The following is a 14,739-nucleotide window of genomic DNA, read 5'->3' on the forward strand; positions in this document are numbered from 1 at the left end:
GGTGTGGATCATTTCGAGTGCTGCCGCGCCACCCTGAAGGGTTCAGCTGGATGCCGTGCTCGTTGCAATAGTGTGTGCCACACAGTATCGTGTGGCATGTGCACGATGACGATGAGCTGCTTGCCACCCATCTCCAGGAGCTGCGGCGGGGCACCGTCGTCCTGGCCTGCCTGCTCATGCTCGAGCGCCCCGACTACGGCTACGCGCTGCTCGACCGCCTCACCCGGGCGGGCCTCGCCGTCGACGCCAACACCCTCTACCCCCTCCTGCGCCGCCTGGAGAAACAGGGTCTGGTGACCAGCGACTGGAACACCGAGGAATCCCGGCCGCGCAAGTTCTACCGCACCAGCGACAGGGGCGCCGCGCTCGCCGCCGCGCTCAGTCGCGACTGGGACGAGCTCGACACCGTACTCCGCTCCCTGAAAGGCGCGTCATGACCACTCCTGCGACCACCGACACGCTCACCGACCGCTATGTCGCGGCGGTCCTGCGCCACCTGCCGGGAAGCCGGCGAAGCGGGAGCCGGCGATCCGAGGAGCAGCGGCCCGAGGACCAGCGGCCCGACATCGACATCGAACGCGAGCTGCGGGCCTCCATCGCCGACGCCGTCGACGGCCGGGTGGACGCCGGCGCCGACCGGGCCGAGGCCGAGTTCGCGGTGCTCACCGAGCTCGGCGACCCGGCGCGGCTGGCGGCCGGTTACGCGGACCGTCCGCTCCAGCTCATCGGCCCCGCGCTCTACCTCGACTACACGCGATTACTGACCGCCCTGCTCGTGACCATCGTGCCCGCCGTGGCCGTGGCGGTGGGGCTGGTGCAGGGATTGCGCGGGGCGGGCGCGCTCGACCTGGTCGGCGACACCCTCGATGCGGCGCTCACCACCGCCGCGCACCTGGTCTGCTGGACCACGCTGCTGTTCGCGGCCATCGAACGCGTCGCCGGACGCGTCACCGCAGGCGCCGCGGGACGCCGCACGCCCGCCAGGCGCTGGACGCCCGACGCGCTCCCCGAGCCGCCCACCCGCCGCGCCCGCTACGGCGAGCTGATCTTCTACACCGTGGCGATGGTGCTGTTCGCCACCCTCGTCCTGCTCTCCCCGGTGATCAGCACCGAGACCGACGCGCACGGCGCCCCCATCGGCGTGTTCGCGCCGTGGCTGTGGCAGACCGGCTTCGTGTACGCGTTCATCGCCCTGGTGACCCTGAACCTCGCCGTCGCCTACGCCAAGCACTACGCCCGGTGGAGCGTTCCGCTCGCCGTGGCCGGGACACTGGTCGAGATCGCCTGCCCGATCGCGCTGCTCTGGCTCGCCGCCGGTGACCGGGTGCTCAACCCCGGCTTCACCCAGGCCGCCGCCTGGCCGCAGAGCGCGACCACCTGGATCAACACCGCGCTCATCGTCGTGTCCGCCCTCACGATCGTCTTCGCCGTCATCGACGGCATCGCCCGAGCCACGCGTCGCTGAACCCACACGAATCAGGAGACCGGCATGAAAGCGATCGTCTATCAGGAGTACGGCTCGCCCGACGTCGTGCGTCACGCCGACGTCGACCGTCCCGCCCCGGCCGCGGGTGAGGTGCTGGTCCGGGTGCGCGCCGCCGCGCTCAACCACGCCGACCTGCTCACCCTGCGCGGCACGCCGCTCCTGCTGCGCCTGGCGTTCGGGCTGCGGCGGCCCAAGGCCACCGTCCTGGGACGCGCTGTGGCGGGCACGGTGGCGGAGATCGGCCCGGACGTCAAGGACCTCCAGGCCGGCGACGAGGTCTTCGGCGAGGCGGCCCAGCGCGGCTTCGCCGAATACGTCGCGATCCCGGCGAAACGCCTGGCCAGGAAGCCGGAGCAGGTGACGTTCGAACAGGCGGCCACCTTACCCGTGGCCGGGATCACAGCCTTGCAGGCGCTGCGGCTCGGCGCCGCGCGCCCCGGCACGACGGTGCTGGTCAACGGCGCCTCCGGCGGGGTCGGCACGTTCACCGTGCAGCTCGCCAAGGCGCTCGGCGCCGAGGTCACCGGCGTGTGCAGCACCCGCAACGCCGAGCTGGTGCGCTCGCTCGGCGCCGACCACGTGATCGACTACACCCGCGAGGATTTCACCCGGGATAAACGCCGCTTCGACGTCCTGATCGACATGGTCGGCAACCACCCGATCTCGGCGCTGCGCCGGCTCCTCGCCCCCGGCGGCATCTACATCGCCTCCAACAGCGCGGGCGGGCCGGTGCTCGGGCCCATTCCCCGGCTGCTGGCCACGGTCGCGCAGACGCCGTTCGTCCGGCAGCGGCTCCGCGTCCTGACCTCCCGCAGCACCACCGAGGACCTGCGGACGCTCGCCGGCTTCGTCGCCGACGGCACGGTGACACCGGTGATCGAACGCACGTATCCGCTCAGCGAGACCGCCGACGCCCTCCGGCTCCTGGAGCGGGAACACGCCCGCGGCAAGATCGTCCTTCTGGCGTAGGACGAGCGGACGCGTCCGCGTCCGCGTGCCTCCTGGCGTGGCGACGGCCGGATCGTGCCCGCCGTCGTCCCGCTGATCGCCGGTGCCGTCCGGCTGACCGAGTTGTTCACCGGTGCGGAGGTCACATCCGCGAACGCGCGGTACTTCGACGCGCCCACCCCCGTGATCCTGCACGAGCGCTCGGTACCCGCGTGTGATCATTGGCGAGTGCGACCTGTGGGTGAGACTTCCCGGCCATCTGCTCTGAAGCGGGTGTCACTCGTGGCGGCCATCGCCGCCACGCCTTTCCTCCTGCTGTACGCCGCCGCGATGGCCCCGCAGTGGATCACCGATCACCGCCTGGCAAGCCTCGAGAATCTAGCCCTCGAGCATCCATTGCCACCGGGCACGACGTTCGGCGGGTCCGAGCCTCAGGGCCCCGTGACCGGAGACTCCGGCGACTGCTGGGTCAGCTTCGCCTTCAGCCTCCGCACCGAACACCCACCCGAGGAGATCAAGCGGTACTACGAGGCGGCCCCCTTCATGCGGACCGACGCGCACTTCTTCGAGCTCAGCGTCATCGCCTTACAGGAGTCCGCCGACCACGTGTCAGTCACCGTCGACACGACTTCCTCTGGCACCGGAGACCTCCGCTGCTGGTGAATGCCACTTACGGTCCCACATGTGCGCCGAAGGGTAGAAGAGATGCAGGTCGTCGCGTTCGCTGAAGAGTCGTACGGCCTCCAGTGCCTCGGTGATGCGAATTCACCGCGTCCGTCCTGGTCTTCTCCAAGCGGCTTTAAGCAGCCGTAACAGGATCATCACGTATCGTGACGACGGAAAGCCCGGCGGCCCCCGCTGCGCGGGAGAGGCCGCCGGGCGGGGCGCTTTCTTCCGGCGGGAGGTCGCCGGACCAGCGGTCTCCCGGTGAGAAGTCACGGCCCGGTGGGTGAGGAGCCGTTCGGACTGGGACGGTCAGTCGTTCTTGTCGGTGACGCCCTGCCCCTGCTCCGTACCCTGGTCGAGGGTGGGGCCGTTGTCCTGCTTGTCCGCGGTTCCGCCGGTCTCGTTGTCAAGGGGCGGGGTCGCGGGCGCGGAATTGGTGACGCCCTGTTCCTGCTCCGTACCCTCGTTGAGGGTGGGGCCGTTGTCCGTGGTTGCGCCGGTTTCGTCGTCAAGGGGCGGGAGCGTGGGCGCGGAAGTGGGCTCGCAGGGGGCGACCGTTCCCTTGACGATCTGCAGGGAGGTCGTGGACGGTGGCGCGGAGTCGCCGTCCTCGCTCTTGGTGACGGCCAGCACCAGCGTGGAGTCCGCGGGGACCTCGCCCTCCTTGATCTCGAAGGCGATCCCGTCACCCGCCTTGCTGATGCTCGCGGCGAACCTCCCGTCCGCGGCCCCGTTCTCGCCCCGGGGCTGCTTGCAGGTCTGGCCTGCGGGCAGGTAGTCCACCACCGACGTGATCCCGGCCTCGGCCAGCTCCGACTCCAGGCCCTCGGGGTCGACGAACGAGCTGATCTGCACCTCGACGGTGCCGTCGGAGCCCTTGGAGACCGCGTACGCCGCGCTGCCGGCCACGCCGCTCACGCCGGTCAGCATCACCACGGCCGTGGCGGCCGCCGCCACCGCGGCGGACAGTCCCACGATGCGCCGGGTGCGTCGTACGGGTGTCACAGTTGTCATTCGATCTTCTGCCTTTCTCGTCGTGATCTCGTCCTTGAGCGCACTCAGAAGGCGATCTCCGAAGCTGGTCATATCCGTCCTTCCTGGTACGCGGCCGATGGCCAGGCGACGTTCTCGAGGGCGCGCCGGGCGCGGTGCCGTCATGGTCTTCAAGGCGTTGCGCATCCGGCGCTCGGCGTCGATCCGCCCCTCACACCCTGATGAGATCGTCGTCCATCGGCCGGCGACCGGCGGCGCGGCTGGCCGCCCGCGCCGCGATGGCCGCCTTGCGGTGCTGGGCGGATACGACGTTGCGTGCGACGCCGTCGAGCCAAGCGAGCTCGCTACCTTCCTCGTGGAGGCGCACAGGCCTCGCTCCCTTCGTCGTTCGCCCTTACACCTCTACTTGGACCGGGCGGCGAGAAGCGTTTCAGACCCTGTTCGACGACCCCGCAGATCGAGACCTTCAGCGGCGACAGGGCCAGGCGCTGGAGCACGAGCTGTCACGCATGGCCGCGCTGCTCAGCGGCGTGCGGCAGCCCGTGCTCGACCCGTGGGTCGCATAGGCACCGATTACGCGCTTCATGACGCGCTGATCAACGGCCATCAGCGCCTCATCGGAGCTGTTTCAGGCGGAGGGCGTCAGGTCGCGGCGGCGCAGGAACGCCAGTCCCGCCGCGGTCAGGGCAACGGCCACGATGGTCAGCCCCAGCAGTGGCGCCGCCGGTGACGAGGCGCTGCCCAGGAGCGTCGCCGGCACGTGCACGAACGGCGAAAGGTCCAGGACGATCCCGGTGGCCAGCTTGAACTCCGCCAGCAGATCCACGAGCAGGAACAGGCCGAGCGCGGTCCAGCTCACGGCCGCCGTCAGCCGTGGCAGCAGGCCGAACAGCAGCGTCGCGATCCCGACCACGGTCCAGACCGCGGGCAGGTAGGCCAGCGTGGCCCCGGTGACGCGGGCCACGTCGCCGTCGAAGGTGAGCCCCGCTGCCGCGCCCAGCGCGGTCAGCAGCAGCACCGGGCTCATGACGGCGAACACCAGGTGGCTCAGCGCCCAGCGCAGCCGGCCGACGGGGGTGGACAGCAGCAGATCGGCCCGGCCGGCCGCCTCCTCTCCACGGGCGCGCAGTGCCGACACCAGCGCGGCCCCCGCGACGAGCTGGCTGAGCACGTACATCACGAACGTGAAGAACACATCCGACAGCCGGGCCTCGGCGCCGCCGAGGGTGGCGGCCAGCTCCCGGAACTGCGGCGTGTCCAGCTGGGTGTTCAGCCCGCGCGCTGCCACGCCGAGCAGGGCGCCCAGCGCCCCGAAACCGATGGTGAAGCCCGCCAGGGTGCCGCGGTGCAGGCGAGCGGCCAGGCCGAACGCGCCCGGCAACGTTCCCTCGGCCGGTCCTGGGCGGGCGGGAATCAGGCCGCCGGCCAGGTCACGCCGCGTGGACAGCGCGAACGCGGCCACCGCCAGCGCGGTGACGAACACCGCGACCAGCCCCAGCACCCACCACTGGTCGCCGGCGTAGGGTCTGGTCAGCCGGACCCAGCCGAACGGCGTCAGCCACGCCAGCCAGCCGATGCCGCCGGTGTCGGCCAGCGAACGCAGCGCGAACAGCAGGCCGCCGGCCGCGATCGCGATGCCGCGCGCCGTACCGGAGGACGCGGTGAGCTGCCCGGTGATGGCGGCCACGGCCGCGAACGCCCAGCCGCCCGCCGCGGTGGACAGCCCGAACAGCAGCGAGGAACCCGCGGGCAGGCCGCCCGCGACCAGGCCGGGCACCGACAGCAGGCCCAGGAGCAGGTTGGCGGCCAGCACGACCGCGAGCGCGGCGGCCAGCGGGGCATGACGGCCGATGACACCCGAGGCCAGCAGTTCGCGCCGGCCGGTCTCCTCCTCGACGCGGGTGTGCCTGATCATCAGCAGGATGCTGATGAGCCCGCCGAACAGCGCCAGAGAGGAGCCGAGGGTCCACGCGGTCAGGCCGCCGACGCTCGCGTCATAGATGGGGCCGCGCATGGCCAGCTGCGCGGGGTTGCTCGCCGAGGCCGCCGCGAAGGAGTCGCGGGCGGCCTGGTGGGCGTACAGGTCGGTGGTGGCGGAGGCGATGCTCGCCGGAAGCAGCGCGGTGATCGCGATCCACACCGGCAGCAGCACGCGGTCCCTGCGCAGGATGAGCCGGATCAGGGTCCCAGTGCCGGTCATGGTGCCGGTCATGGTGCCGGTCATGGTGCCGGTCATCTGGTGGCTCCCTCGTAGTGGCGCAGGAACAGCTCCTCCAGCGTCGGCGGCTGGGTGGTCAGGGCACGTACGCCCGCCCGGGCGAGCTCGGCGAGCACCGGGGTGAGCGCATCACTGTCGACCTGGCAGCGCAGCCGGGCGCCGTCCACGGTCAGGTTGTGCACGCCGGGCAGGACGGCCAGGCCGGGCGCCGGCCCGATCAGCTCGGCGGTGACGGAGGTGCGGGTGAGATGGCGCAGGTCGGCGAGGGTGCCGGACTCGACGGTACGGCCGGCGCGGACGATGCTGACCCGGTCGCACAGCGTCTCCACCTCCGACAGGATGTGGCTGGACAGCAGCACGGTGCGGCCGGCGCGCTTCTCGCGCAGGACACACTCGTTGAAGACCGCCTCCATGAGCGGGTCCAGGCCCGAGGTCGGCTCGTCCAGGATCAGCAGCTCGGCGTCGGAGGCGAACGCGGCCACCAGCGCCACCTTCTGCCGGTTGCCCTTGGAGTAGGTGCGGCACTTCTTGCGCGGGTCCAGCTCGAAGCGCTCCAGCAGCTCGGCGCGCTGCCTGGGGTCCAGGCCGCCGCGGGCCCTGCCCAGCAGGTCGATGACCTCGCCGCCGGTCAGCGACGGCCACAGGGTGACGTCGCCGGGCACGTAGGCGAGCCTTCGGTGCAGCTCGGTGGCGTCGCGCCAGGGGTCGCCGCCGAGTAACGCGACCTGGCCGCCGTCGGCGCGCAGCTGGCCGAGCAGGATGCGGATGGTGGTGGTCTTGCCGGCGCCGTTGGGGCCCAGGAAGCCGTGCACCTCGCCCGTCTTGACGGTGAGGTCGAGCCCGTCCAGGGCCTTGGCCCGGCCGAAGCTCTTGACCAGGCCGCCGGCGTGCACTGCGGCGTTCATCGTTGTCCCTCGACCTTCTCCAGGCCCGTCCGTGCCTGGTCGAACAGCTCCTGGCCGAGGAATTCCGGTCGGATCAGGTCGAGCTGGGCCTTGCCGACGCGTACCGCGCCTTGCGGGGCGTAGAGGTCCGAGCCGAGGGCGCGGGAGACGTGCTCGTGCAGCACGGTGATGCCCAGCTTCATCACCGTCAGTACGGTCGCGCGGGCGCGATGGTCGGCCTCGGAACGGTCTTCGTCGGCGAGATGCTCCTCTGTCACGCTGACGAGTTCGTCGAACATGGCGGCTGCTGCGGGGGAACCGTCCACCAGCGCGCGGCCCAGGTATTTCAGCAAGGGCGGCGCGGTTCGGTGGACGTTCTCGATGAATTCGGGCTTTTCCAGGTTGTGGTCGGTGACGCCGACGGTGACCTGCTCGCGCAGGTAGCTGACGACGTACTCGTCGCAGGCCTGTCTCAGCTCTTCCTTGGTGCCGAAGTGGTGCTGCACGAGGCCGGGCGAGGCTTTGGCGGCCTCGGCGATGCCGCGGATGGTGGTGGCCTTGACGCCCTGCTCGGTGAACAACGCCATGGCCGCGTCGCGGATGCGGGCGCGGGTCGTCAGGTCTTCTTCAGAGATTGGTCGCATGTCCAAGAGTCTATACAGATGTATTGGCTACCATGCAAGTGTTCAACTCATCGACGACCGGCTGGATAGATCACTCCGGTGAACGCCAGGTGCTCATCGCCATCTGCGTCAGCTGGGCCTGGAACTGCACGCGGGCGTACCCCCCACCGGCGTTGGCGCACGCATCGCCCAGCGATCCTCGCCCCGACCGCCGCCATCTGGCACAACCGCCCCACCGGCCAGTTGGCCAGATTGGCTTGCTCTCGGGGGTCGGCCGGCACGTCGTGCAGCTTTTCGACGTTGTTGGCGCGCAGGCGCTTTCAGCGGCCGCTGCGCAACGCCCCGGCCTGGTTGGTGCGCCGCCGCACCGCTGTCGTCACTTCTGCGGGCAGAAGACCGCTTCGGCGGCCTTCACCAGAAGCGGATCCAGCGATGGGTCGATGTTGGAGACGGCCAGGGTGGCCGACAGGGCGAACTGCGTCCGGCCGTCGGGTGTGGTGAAGGTGACCGCGTTGAAGCCGGGGGCGCTGCCCTTGAGCGACGTGATCGCCGGCTCGCCACCGCACGGCGGCGCGGGCCGCTGCGGCTGGCCGCCCCCGCCTTCGGACGGCTGCCCGGACGGCTGCGGCGCGCTTCTCGGTGGTCCCATGAGCACCTTCTTCAGTTCTTCGGGCAGCAGCCGGTTCTGGGCGAAGGCCCGCTGGAAGGCGCTGATGTCGTGCGCGGTGGAGATGACGCCGCCGGCGGCGTAGCCGTAGCTCATGTTGAGCCGGTCCACATCGCGCAGCTTGCCCGTGCTGTCAGGGAAGTAGCCGTGGCCGTGCGGGCCCTTGATGCCGCCGGGGAACGTGGTGGGCAGGTAGGAGTCGTCCATGCCGACGGGATCGAAGACGCGCCGCTCGAACTCGGCGGCCAGGGTGTGCCCGGTGTTCCTTTCGATGATCAGGCCCAGCAGCAGGTAGTTGGTGTTGGAGTAGGAGAACTTCTCTCCCGGCTCCTGGGTCCGGGGCAGAGTGCGGGACTTCTTCACCAGCTCGATCGGCGGGTAGGAGGTGGTGAAGTCGAAGGTGTCGACCAGCTCGTCGTCGAAGAAGTTGGGGATGCCGGAGGTGTGCTGGACGAGCTGCTGCAGGGTGATCTCGCCCGCGCGTTCCACCAGGTCCTTCTCGGCGACCTCCGGGAGCAGGTCGCTGAGCTTGTCGTCGAGGGCGAGCTTGCCTTCCTTGACCAGCTGCAGCACCACGACGCCGGTCATCTGCTTGGTCTGGGAGCCGACCCGGAAGCGTGCGCCGGTCGGGATCCTGCCGCCCTTGCCGTTCAGCAGGCGGGTGCCGGCCGAGCCCTTGCCGACGCGCTCGCCGTCGACGTAGACCTCGCCGATGGCGCCCACCACCTGCGGAGACTCGGCCAGGGCCGCCAGCGCCCGCTGCACATCCCCCCGACGGGGCCGGCTCGCGGTGGGGTCCGCCTCGGCGGGCAGAGTACTCAGCGTCAGCATGGCGCAGGCCAGCCCGGCGAGGCCGGCCACTGTTGCACGATTCACGAAAACGTTCCTTCCATCGCAGTATCGCGGTCCCGCGGTGGCGCCGGCCGCGACGTTCGGCTCATGCCTAGACCAGGCGAGGTTTCCTCCCGGTTTCCGCCCTCGATCGGCGCGACGGCGGAAACCGGGAGGAAACAAGCGCTGCTGTAGCGATGACTGCCATGACCCTTTTCGCGGCACCCGTACGCCGGCTGACGGCCCTCACGTGCCTGACGCTCACGGGAACGGCGGTGCCAGCGGCGCAGCCCGCCACCTGCGGCGGCGACCGTTGACCGGCCGGGCCTGGGGGCTGGGAGTGGTATGTCCTGGTTGGCCGCTTCCCGTACAGGAAAGCCCGGTCAGTCGAGTACTTCACCAGCGGTCGAATCGACCGCGGCTGCGCAGGCAGCGCCACCCCGAACTGACGGCCCAGCACACCGGCATCGGCCCGCGTCTCGATCGCAGCCCGCTTTCGCCCTCGACGCGAGGGCGGCACCGGGAAGCCGCTTTCAGGTCGGATCGCCCGCAGGGAATCGCACCCCCGGGCTCCCACAGAACGGAGCGTGACAGTCTCCCGTCACTTCGCTCTTGTCATCCTGATCAATGGCGTTGATCGTTTTCCGGGCGAACGGCTATGGACGCGCGTCCTTCGACCTGCTGCGCCTACTTATTCTCCATGCGGACCGAAGGTCGTGGTCTCAGCCGAGGTCGAGCGTGCCGTTGATGCGGAAATTCTCATCAAGGACGGTGACGAGGCGGTCGGCGGCTCGAGGTGCGATCTCACCGGCCCATGTGTGGACCAGGCGCAGGAACCCCTGCAGTTGCAGCTGAACCGTGGTCAGGAGCGCGGGCAGCTCGTCCAGCCGGATCTCCACGTCACTGACGCGCGCGGGCGTGGAGCCGGCGTCCGGCTCCTGCGTGAGCCGGACGGCTTCACCCGTGAACGTCAGGTAGGTGTCGGGATCATGCCCGAGCCAGAGGCTCTGGCGGCGCAGGACGTCGCGCCACTGCCGCCAGTTCTCCAGGCCGCAGCAGCAGCCGGGCAGGATCTCGGCCCCGGTGGCGGTGTCCCTGACGCGGAGCCCGCCCGGGGCGATGAGCCTGCCTGCGTCGGCCAGGTGCCGGTCCAGAAGGTGGTGGAGCTCGCTGATCGGCGCTGTCGGGATGCCGCCGTAGCCGAAGATGACCGCCATCGCGCTGCCGACCTCGGCTGGGCTCAGCCGGCCGGACAGGGCGAGGAAACCGTTGGCCTGCGCGGCGATCGGCCAGGTGGCGGAACCGGCGTCCGCCTCGATCTCCAGAACGGCGTCCATGATGATCACGGCCCGATTATCCGCCACGGGCCGGTGCCGCTTGAGGCTTGCCGGACGGCTCCATGGCCGGCGCCGTTTGGTCTTGACGCCGCGCAGCGTGACGATCCCGTCGTCCCAGAAGCGATCGTCCATGCCGATGACGTGCTCCCACCAGAACGCTCCGGCGTCGGCCGGCGGGGGCAGGGAGGCGGGGATGGTCAGGCTGGGCGGCACGGTTTCGCCGGAGGTGCTGGTGGCGTGCCGGCGCCGCACAGCCGGTTGCCTGTGAAACAGCGCGGGCGGCTGGCTACGCGCGGCACCCTCGCCGCCATGGTTCTCAGCGCTGACGGCGGGTCCGCCCCTCCGGCCCGCTTCAGGCGGGCGCGGGTGCGGTAGACGTCCGTGCCAGAGGTGTCAGGCGGTCAGGCCTGCGCTGATCAGCCAGATGTGTTCGCAGGTCGCCGATACCTGTTGCAGCTTCTCGAGGGACTCTTGCGAGGCGTGGTAGAAGGTCCGCTCGATCATCCAGCACAGGGCGGCCGCCATCGCTGAGGCTTGTTCCGGTTCGTTGCCCGCCTGAACGCCGGCTCGCTCCAGGACGGCGGTGATGGCCGCGATGAACAAGTCAGCCGTTCGGCTCCAGAGCGCGCCGATCTCCGGCACCGTCAACGACAGGTCGATCGCCGTACGCAAGACCGGACCGTGCTCGTTCCACAGCTCGACCGTGCGCCGCATGGCTGCCGCGATGGCCTGGCGCGGCTCCTCGGCCTGCGCGGTGGCCCTGGACCGCTCCCACAGGTGCTCGACGGTCCGGGCCACAAGTGCCGCGACCACTTCCTGCTTGGAGCCGAAGTAGAAGTACAGGGCGCCGCGTGTGATGCCGGCGCCCTCGGCGATGTCGCCGACGGTCATGGTGTCGTAGCCCTTGTGCGCCAGCAGGGCTTCGCAGGTGTCCAGAATGGCCCGCTCCCGGACATCGCCCTTGCGTTCGGTGGCGCGCCGGCTCCGGGCGGAGTGGTGACCGGGCATCAGAGCTGAGCACCCTCGGCGAAGTCGGTCGTACGGGAAAGCGCCTCCCAGGCGCGGATGTCCTCGTCCACGGCCGTGCGGGCGGCGGTGACCAGTCGCAGCGCGTCCGAGCCCAGGACGAGGTGGGCCGGCGGCCGCTCGACCGACGCGATGTGCACGACGGCTTCCCCAGCTTTGACCGGATTGCCCAGCTGGTTCCCGCTGGCCTTCTGCCGCGCTGCGCGGATGGGATTGAACAGCTCGTCGTAGTCGTCGATGGTCCGCGCGGCGCGTGTCATGGACCGGCCGGCCCAGTCGGTGCGGAAGGAGCCGGGCTCGATCGCCGTGACGTGGATCCCGAACTGCGCGACCTCCTTGCCCAGTGCCTCGAGGATCCCTTCCAGTGCGAACTTGCTGCCGCAGTAGGCGGACATGCCGGGCACCGCCATGAGCCCGCCCATGGAGGTGACGGCCATCAGGTGCCCGCGGCGGCGCCGGCGCATGTGGGGCAGTGCCGCCTGCAGGGTGGCCACCGTCCCGAAGACGTTGACCTCGAACTGCCGCCGCACCTCGGCCAGCGGGGTTTCCTCGAAGATGCCCTCCAGGCCGTAGCCGGCGTTGGCGACGACGACGTCCAGAGGGCCGACGCTTTGCTCCACCTCCGCGACCACGCTGGAGACGGCGTCGTCGTCCGTCACGTCCAGGATGCGGCCGTGAGCGTACCCCTTGGGCGGGAGCTCTTCGAAGGCCCGCAGGTCCTTCTCGGAGCGGACCGTGCCGACGACAGTGTGCCCGGCGGCCAGGGCGGCTTGAGCGAAGGCGCGTCCCAGGCCCGTGCTGACGCCGGTGATGAGCCAGTTCTGCTTCTGCATGGTTCTCCAGAGAAGACTCGCGAGGAGCTGGACTGCTCCTTCATCGCAAATTCTACACGACGTCGATTTTTCTCGTCGTCATGTAGATTCTGGCGGTGCTTCATGGCGTGGTCTGATGACTCCTGCGTCAGCCGTGGCCGGATCCTGGAAGGCCACGAATCCGCCTGCGCCAAGACCATCGGCGGCGCCGTCGTCACCGAGCTGTCATGACCCTGCACCTGCGCGGCCGGGACCTCGGCCTGCGCGACCTCACCGCCTGGCGCGTCATCACCAGCGGCAAGAAGGGCCCTCGCCCTTCGGTCGCGACCGTCCTGCGCATGCTCCGCGATCACGGCCGGCAGACCCCGGCCTGACGGAGGGCCAGCGCGAAATTGGACTGTACTGTAAAGTAAAATCAAGAGGTGTGAGCGAGGAGCGTGACGGCATGAGCGAACAGCCGGGCGCGAACCGGCCAGGGACGCGACACAGGCAGCCGCGACGCCGCAGACCGGCCTCCGACGAGAAGATCCTCGCAGCGGCGAAGGAGCTTTTCCTGGCCGACCACTACGACGGCGTCACCCTGGAGCGGGTCGCCGAGCGCGCCGGCGTCTCACGGCAGACCGTCTACAACCGCTTCGGCTCCAAGGAGACGGTCTTCCGGGAGATGGTCCGCCACCACTGGGCGGCCTTCGACGGCCCGGACCGCCGGACCATCGAGTGGGACACCGACGCGAGCGCCGAGGACGTGCTGCGCGGGTTCGCCCGGTCACTCCAGCGCTTCGCCACCGAGACCGACCAGATCCGGTTCGCCCGGCTCGTGGTCACCGAGTCCGGACGGCTGCCATGGATCGCGGACGAGTTCTACCGGCTGGGCAAGGCACCGATCGCGGCGACGTTCGCCGCCTGCCTTGACGACCTTGCCGCGCGCGGCCGCCTGCGATGCCCGGACAGCCATCTCGCGGCACGGCAGTTCATGGGCCTGGTGCAGGAGTTCCTCGTATGGCCGAGGATCATGGCCTTCGAGGAGGAGATCACCGTTCAGCCCTCCGCCGAGGTGGTGATCGAGGAGGCCGTACGCACCTTCCTGGCCCGCTACGGTTCCGCCTCGGACGCGCCCTGACCCGCCCGCGACCGGCATCGGAACCGGACGACCACCTTCCCGTATCTCCAGGAGAACTCGTCAATGCCCGCGCACAGCATCGTTCTCGGCGATGTCCAGATCACCCGTGTCATCGAGTGGTCCGGGCCCATCCGTACCGCCCGCTTCATCATCCCCGACAGCGACGAGCAGGTCTGGCGGCGCAACCAGGACTGGCTGGCGCCCCACTTCTGGACCCCGGCCGACGACGCCTACCGCTGCCACATCCAGACCTGGGTCCTGCGCAGCGAAGGCAAGACCATCCTGGTGGACACCGGCGTCGGCAACGACAGGCAGCGCCCGCAGGTCCCGCAGTTCGCCGGGCTGCGGACCGACTATCTCGCCCGCCTGCGCGAAGCCGGCGTCGCACCCGAGGACGTCGATGTCGTCGTCAACACGCACATCCACTACGACCACGTCGGCTGGAACACCGAGTCGCGCGACGGCGAGTGGGTGCCCACGTTCCCCAACGCCACGTACCTCATCCCGCGTCCCGACAACCTCTACTTCGACCCGGAAACCGCCCATCGCCGCCGGGCGCCGCGCGACGAGCACGAGCGCGTCCGCTGGGAGGGCAGCAAGCTGGTGTTCAACGACAGCATCGCCCCATCCACCGGGCCGGCCAGGCGGTGCTGTGGGAGGACGTCCACCGCATCGACGGCAACCTGCTGCTGGAGGCCGCCCCCGGTCACACCCCCGGCTCGTCCGTCCTGACCCTGCGCTCCGGCACCGACCGTGCCGTCTTCGTCGGGGACATGCTGCACAGCCCCGTCCAGGTCCTCGACCCCCGCTGGAACAGCTGCTTCTGTGACGACCTCCAGCTCGCGGCCAAGACCCGCCACACCTACCTCGCACGCGCCGCCGAACTGCGCGAACTCGTCATCCCGGCCCACTGGCCGGGACACGGAGCCGCCGAGGTCAGGAAAGACGGCGAGAACTTCGCCATCTCCGCCTGGGCCGCCTTCCCCACGGCCGCCGCCGACTGAGCGGTGATCGCCGAGCCACCGGCGACCACCGCTCTGCTCGCCGAGCTTGACGGGCACCCGCCCCGCCGACGGCATCCCCGCCAGCCCCTGGCTGTGCCGGCGGCAGCGTCATCGGCCTCGCCCC

Annotated in this window: 17 protein-coding genes; 8 read left to right on the plus strand and 9 right to left on the minus strand. The window is 70.2% G+C overall.

All coding sequences use genetic code 11. From position 1 onward, the window contains the following. Positions 1-98: 98 nt before the first annotated feature. From KIS93_RS06480 to KIS93_RS06495, 4 genes are read left to right on the plus strand one after another with little or no spacing between them, the layout of a single operon-like run. Positions 99-437 (plus strand): PadR family transcriptional regulator, encoded by a 339-nt coding sequence (locus tag KIS93_RS06480; RefSeq protein WP_222107291.1) that lies wholly within the window; start codon positions 99-101, stop codon positions 435-437. After that, positions 434-1,465 (plus strand): permease prefix domain 1-containing protein, encoded by a 1,032-nt coding sequence (locus KIS93_RS06485; protein WP_080038595.1) that lies wholly within the window; start codon positions 434-436, stop codon positions 1,463-1,465. The genes KIS93_RS06480 and KIS93_RS06485 overlap by 4 nt, the downstream gene beginning before the upstream one ends. 24 nt (positions 1,466-1,489) lie before the next feature. Then, the gene (locus KIS93_RS06490) at positions 1,490-2,455 is read left to right on the plus strand and encodes an NAD(P)-dependent alcohol dehydrogenase (RefSeq protein ID WP_080038596.1); all 966 of its coding nucleotides are present in this window, start codon (positions 1,490-1,492) and stop codon (positions 2,453-2,455) included. A 54-nt stretch (positions 2,456-2,509) separates the two neighbouring features. Then, positions 2,510-3,097 (plus strand): hypothetical protein, encoded by a 588-nt coding sequence (locus KIS93_RS06495; RefSeq protein ID WP_155127084.1) that lies wholly within the window; start codon positions 2,510-2,512, stop codon positions 3,095-3,097. A 312-nt stretch (positions 3,098-3,409) separates the two neighbouring features. Here the strand turns inward: KIS93_RS06495 and KIS93_RS06500 are convergent, their stop codons facing one another. The 9 genes from KIS93_RS06500 to KIS93_RS06540 all read right to left on the minus strand — a co-directional run bounded on the left by KIS93_RS06500 (position 3,410) and on the right by KIS93_RS06540 (position 12,512). Further along, positions 3,410-4,114, minus strand: a complete 705-nt coding sequence (locus tag KIS93_RS06500) for a hypothetical protein (RefSeq protein ID WP_155127087.1) — start codon at positions 4,112-4,114, stop codon at positions 3,410-3,412. A gap of 190 nt (positions 4,115-4,304) precedes the next feature. Beyond that, entirely contained in the window at positions 4,305-4,460 is a 156-nt protein-coding gene (locus KIS93_RS06505; RefSeq protein ID WP_155127090.1) for a hypothetical protein, read from the minus strand. Between the two features lie 261 nt (positions 4,461-4,721). Beyond that, positions 4,722-6,329 (minus strand): ABC transporter permease, encoded by a 1,608-nt coding sequence (locus KIS93_RS06510; RefSeq protein WP_080038599.1) that lies wholly within the window; start codon positions 6,327-6,329, stop codon positions 4,722-4,724. Further along, positions 6,326-7,216 carry an ABC transporter ATP-binding protein gene (locus KIS93_RS06515; RefSeq protein WP_080038600.1) on the minus strand — a complete coding sequence of 297 codons (891 nt, stop codon included), beginning with the start codon at positions 7,214-7,216 and terminating at the stop codon, positions 6,326-6,328. Before KIS93_RS06515 ends, KIS93_RS06510 begins: the two co-directional genes overlap by 4 nt. Beyond that, positions 7,213-7,839, minus strand: a complete 627-nt coding sequence (locus tag KIS93_RS06520) for a TetR/AcrR family transcriptional regulator (RefSeq protein ID WP_155127093.1) — start codon at positions 7,837-7,839, stop codon at positions 7,213-7,215. The genes KIS93_RS06515 and KIS93_RS06520 overlap by 4 nt, the downstream gene beginning before the upstream one ends. 355 nt (positions 7,840-8,194) lie before the next feature. Then, positions 8,195-9,361 (minus strand): serine hydrolase domain-containing protein, encoded by a 1,167-nt coding sequence (locus KIS93_RS06525; RefSeq protein WP_155127096.1) that lies wholly within the window; start codon positions 9,359-9,361, stop codon positions 8,195-8,197. A 677-nt stretch (positions 9,362-10,038) separates the two neighbouring features. Beyond that, positions 10,039-10,905: a hypothetical protein gene (locus KIS93_RS06530; RefSeq protein ID WP_230466157.1), complete on the minus strand. Its 867-nt coding sequence runs from the start codon at positions 10,903-10,905 to the stop codon at positions 10,039-10,041. 141 nt (positions 10,906-11,046) lie between these two features. Then, positions 11,047-11,661, minus strand: coding sequence for a TetR/AcrR family transcriptional regulator (locus KIS93_RS06535; protein WP_080038603.1), 615 nt, complete (start codon positions 11,659-11,661; stop codon positions 11,047-11,049). Next, the gene (locus KIS93_RS06540) at positions 11,661-12,512 is read right to left on the minus strand and encodes an oxidoreductase (protein ID WP_080038604.1); all 852 of its coding nucleotides are present in this window, start codon (positions 12,510-12,512) and stop codon (positions 11,661-11,663) included. Before KIS93_RS06540 ends, KIS93_RS06535 begins: the two co-directional genes overlap by 1 nt. Positions 12,513-12,718: 206 nt before the next feature. Here KIS93_RS06540 and KIS93_RS06545 point away from each other — a divergent pair, with 206 nt between their 5' ends. From KIS93_RS06545 to KIS93_RS68280, 4 genes are all read left to right on the plus strand, one after another. Next, a complete protein-coding gene (locus KIS93_RS06545) occupies positions 12,719-12,865 on the plus strand; it encodes a hypothetical protein (protein WP_155127099.1) in 147 nt (48 codons plus the stop codon). A 50-nt stretch (positions 12,866-12,915) separates the two neighbouring features. Then, a complete protein-coding gene (locus KIS93_RS06550) occupies positions 12,916-13,611 on the plus strand; it encodes a TetR/AcrR family transcriptional regulator (protein WP_222107292.1) in 696 nt (231 codons plus the stop codon). Positions 13,612-13,674: 63 nt separating this feature from the next. After that, positions 13,675-14,343: an MBL fold metallo-hydrolase gene (locus tag KIS93_RS68840; RefSeq protein ID WP_420895850.1), complete on the plus strand. Its 669-nt coding sequence runs from the start codon at positions 13,675-13,677 to the stop codon at positions 14,341-14,343. Beyond that, complete coding sequence (locus KIS93_RS68280; protein ID WP_420895855.1) at positions 14,238-14,615, plus strand: MBL fold metallo-hydrolase; 378 nt, start codon at positions 14,238-14,240, stop codon at positions 14,613-14,615. Before KIS93_RS68840 ends, KIS93_RS68280 begins: the two co-directional genes overlap by 106 nt. The last annotated feature ends 124 nt before the right edge of the window (positions 14,616-14,739 follow it).

Origin of the sequence: [Actinomadura] parvosata subsp. kistnae (assembly GCF_900323885.1) — a bacterium.
Taxonomy (GTDB): Bacteria; Actinomycetota; Actinomycetes; order Streptosporangiales; family Streptosporangiaceae; genus Nonomuraea; species Nonomuraea composti.

Coding starts and splice junctions, on each gene's coding strand:
- KIS93_RS06485 (WP_080038595.1), top strand. CDS start 434: ATGACCACTCCTGCGACCACCGACACGCTCACCGACCGCTATGTCGCG.
- KIS93_RS06490 (WP_080038596.1), top strand. CDS start 1,490: ATGAAAGCGATCGTCTATCAGGAGTACGGCTCGCCCGACGTCGTGCGT.
- KIS93_RS06500 (WP_155127087.1), bottom strand. CDS start 4,114: ATGACAACTGTGACACCCGTACGACGCACCCGGCGCATCGTGGGACTG.
- KIS93_RS06510 (WP_080038599.1), bottom strand. CDS start 6,329: ATGACCGGCACCATGACCGGCACCATGACCGGCACCATGACCGGCACT.
- KIS93_RS06515 (WP_080038600.1), bottom strand. CDS start 7,216: ATGAACGCCGCAGTGCACGCCGGCGGCCTGGTCAAGAGCTTCGGCCGG.
- KIS93_RS06520 (WP_155127093.1), bottom strand. CDS start 7,839: ATGCGACCAATCTCTGAAGAAGACCTGACGACCCGCGCCCGCATCCGC.
- KIS93_RS06535 (WP_080038603.1), bottom strand. CDS start 11,661: ATGCCCGGTCACCACTCCGCCCGGAGCCGGCGCGCCACCGAACGCAAG.
- KIS93_RS06540 (WP_080038604.1), bottom strand. CDS start 12,512: ATGCAGAAGCAGAACTGGCTCATCACCGGCGTCAGCACGGGCCTGGGA.
- KIS93_RS06545 (WP_155127099.1), top strand. CDS start 12,719: ATGACCCTGCACCTGCGCGGCCGGGACCTCGGCCTGCGCGACCTCACC.
- KIS93_RS68840 (WP_420895850.1), top strand. CDS start 13,675: ATGCCCGCGCACAGCATCGTTCTCGGCGATGTCCAGATCACCCGTGTC.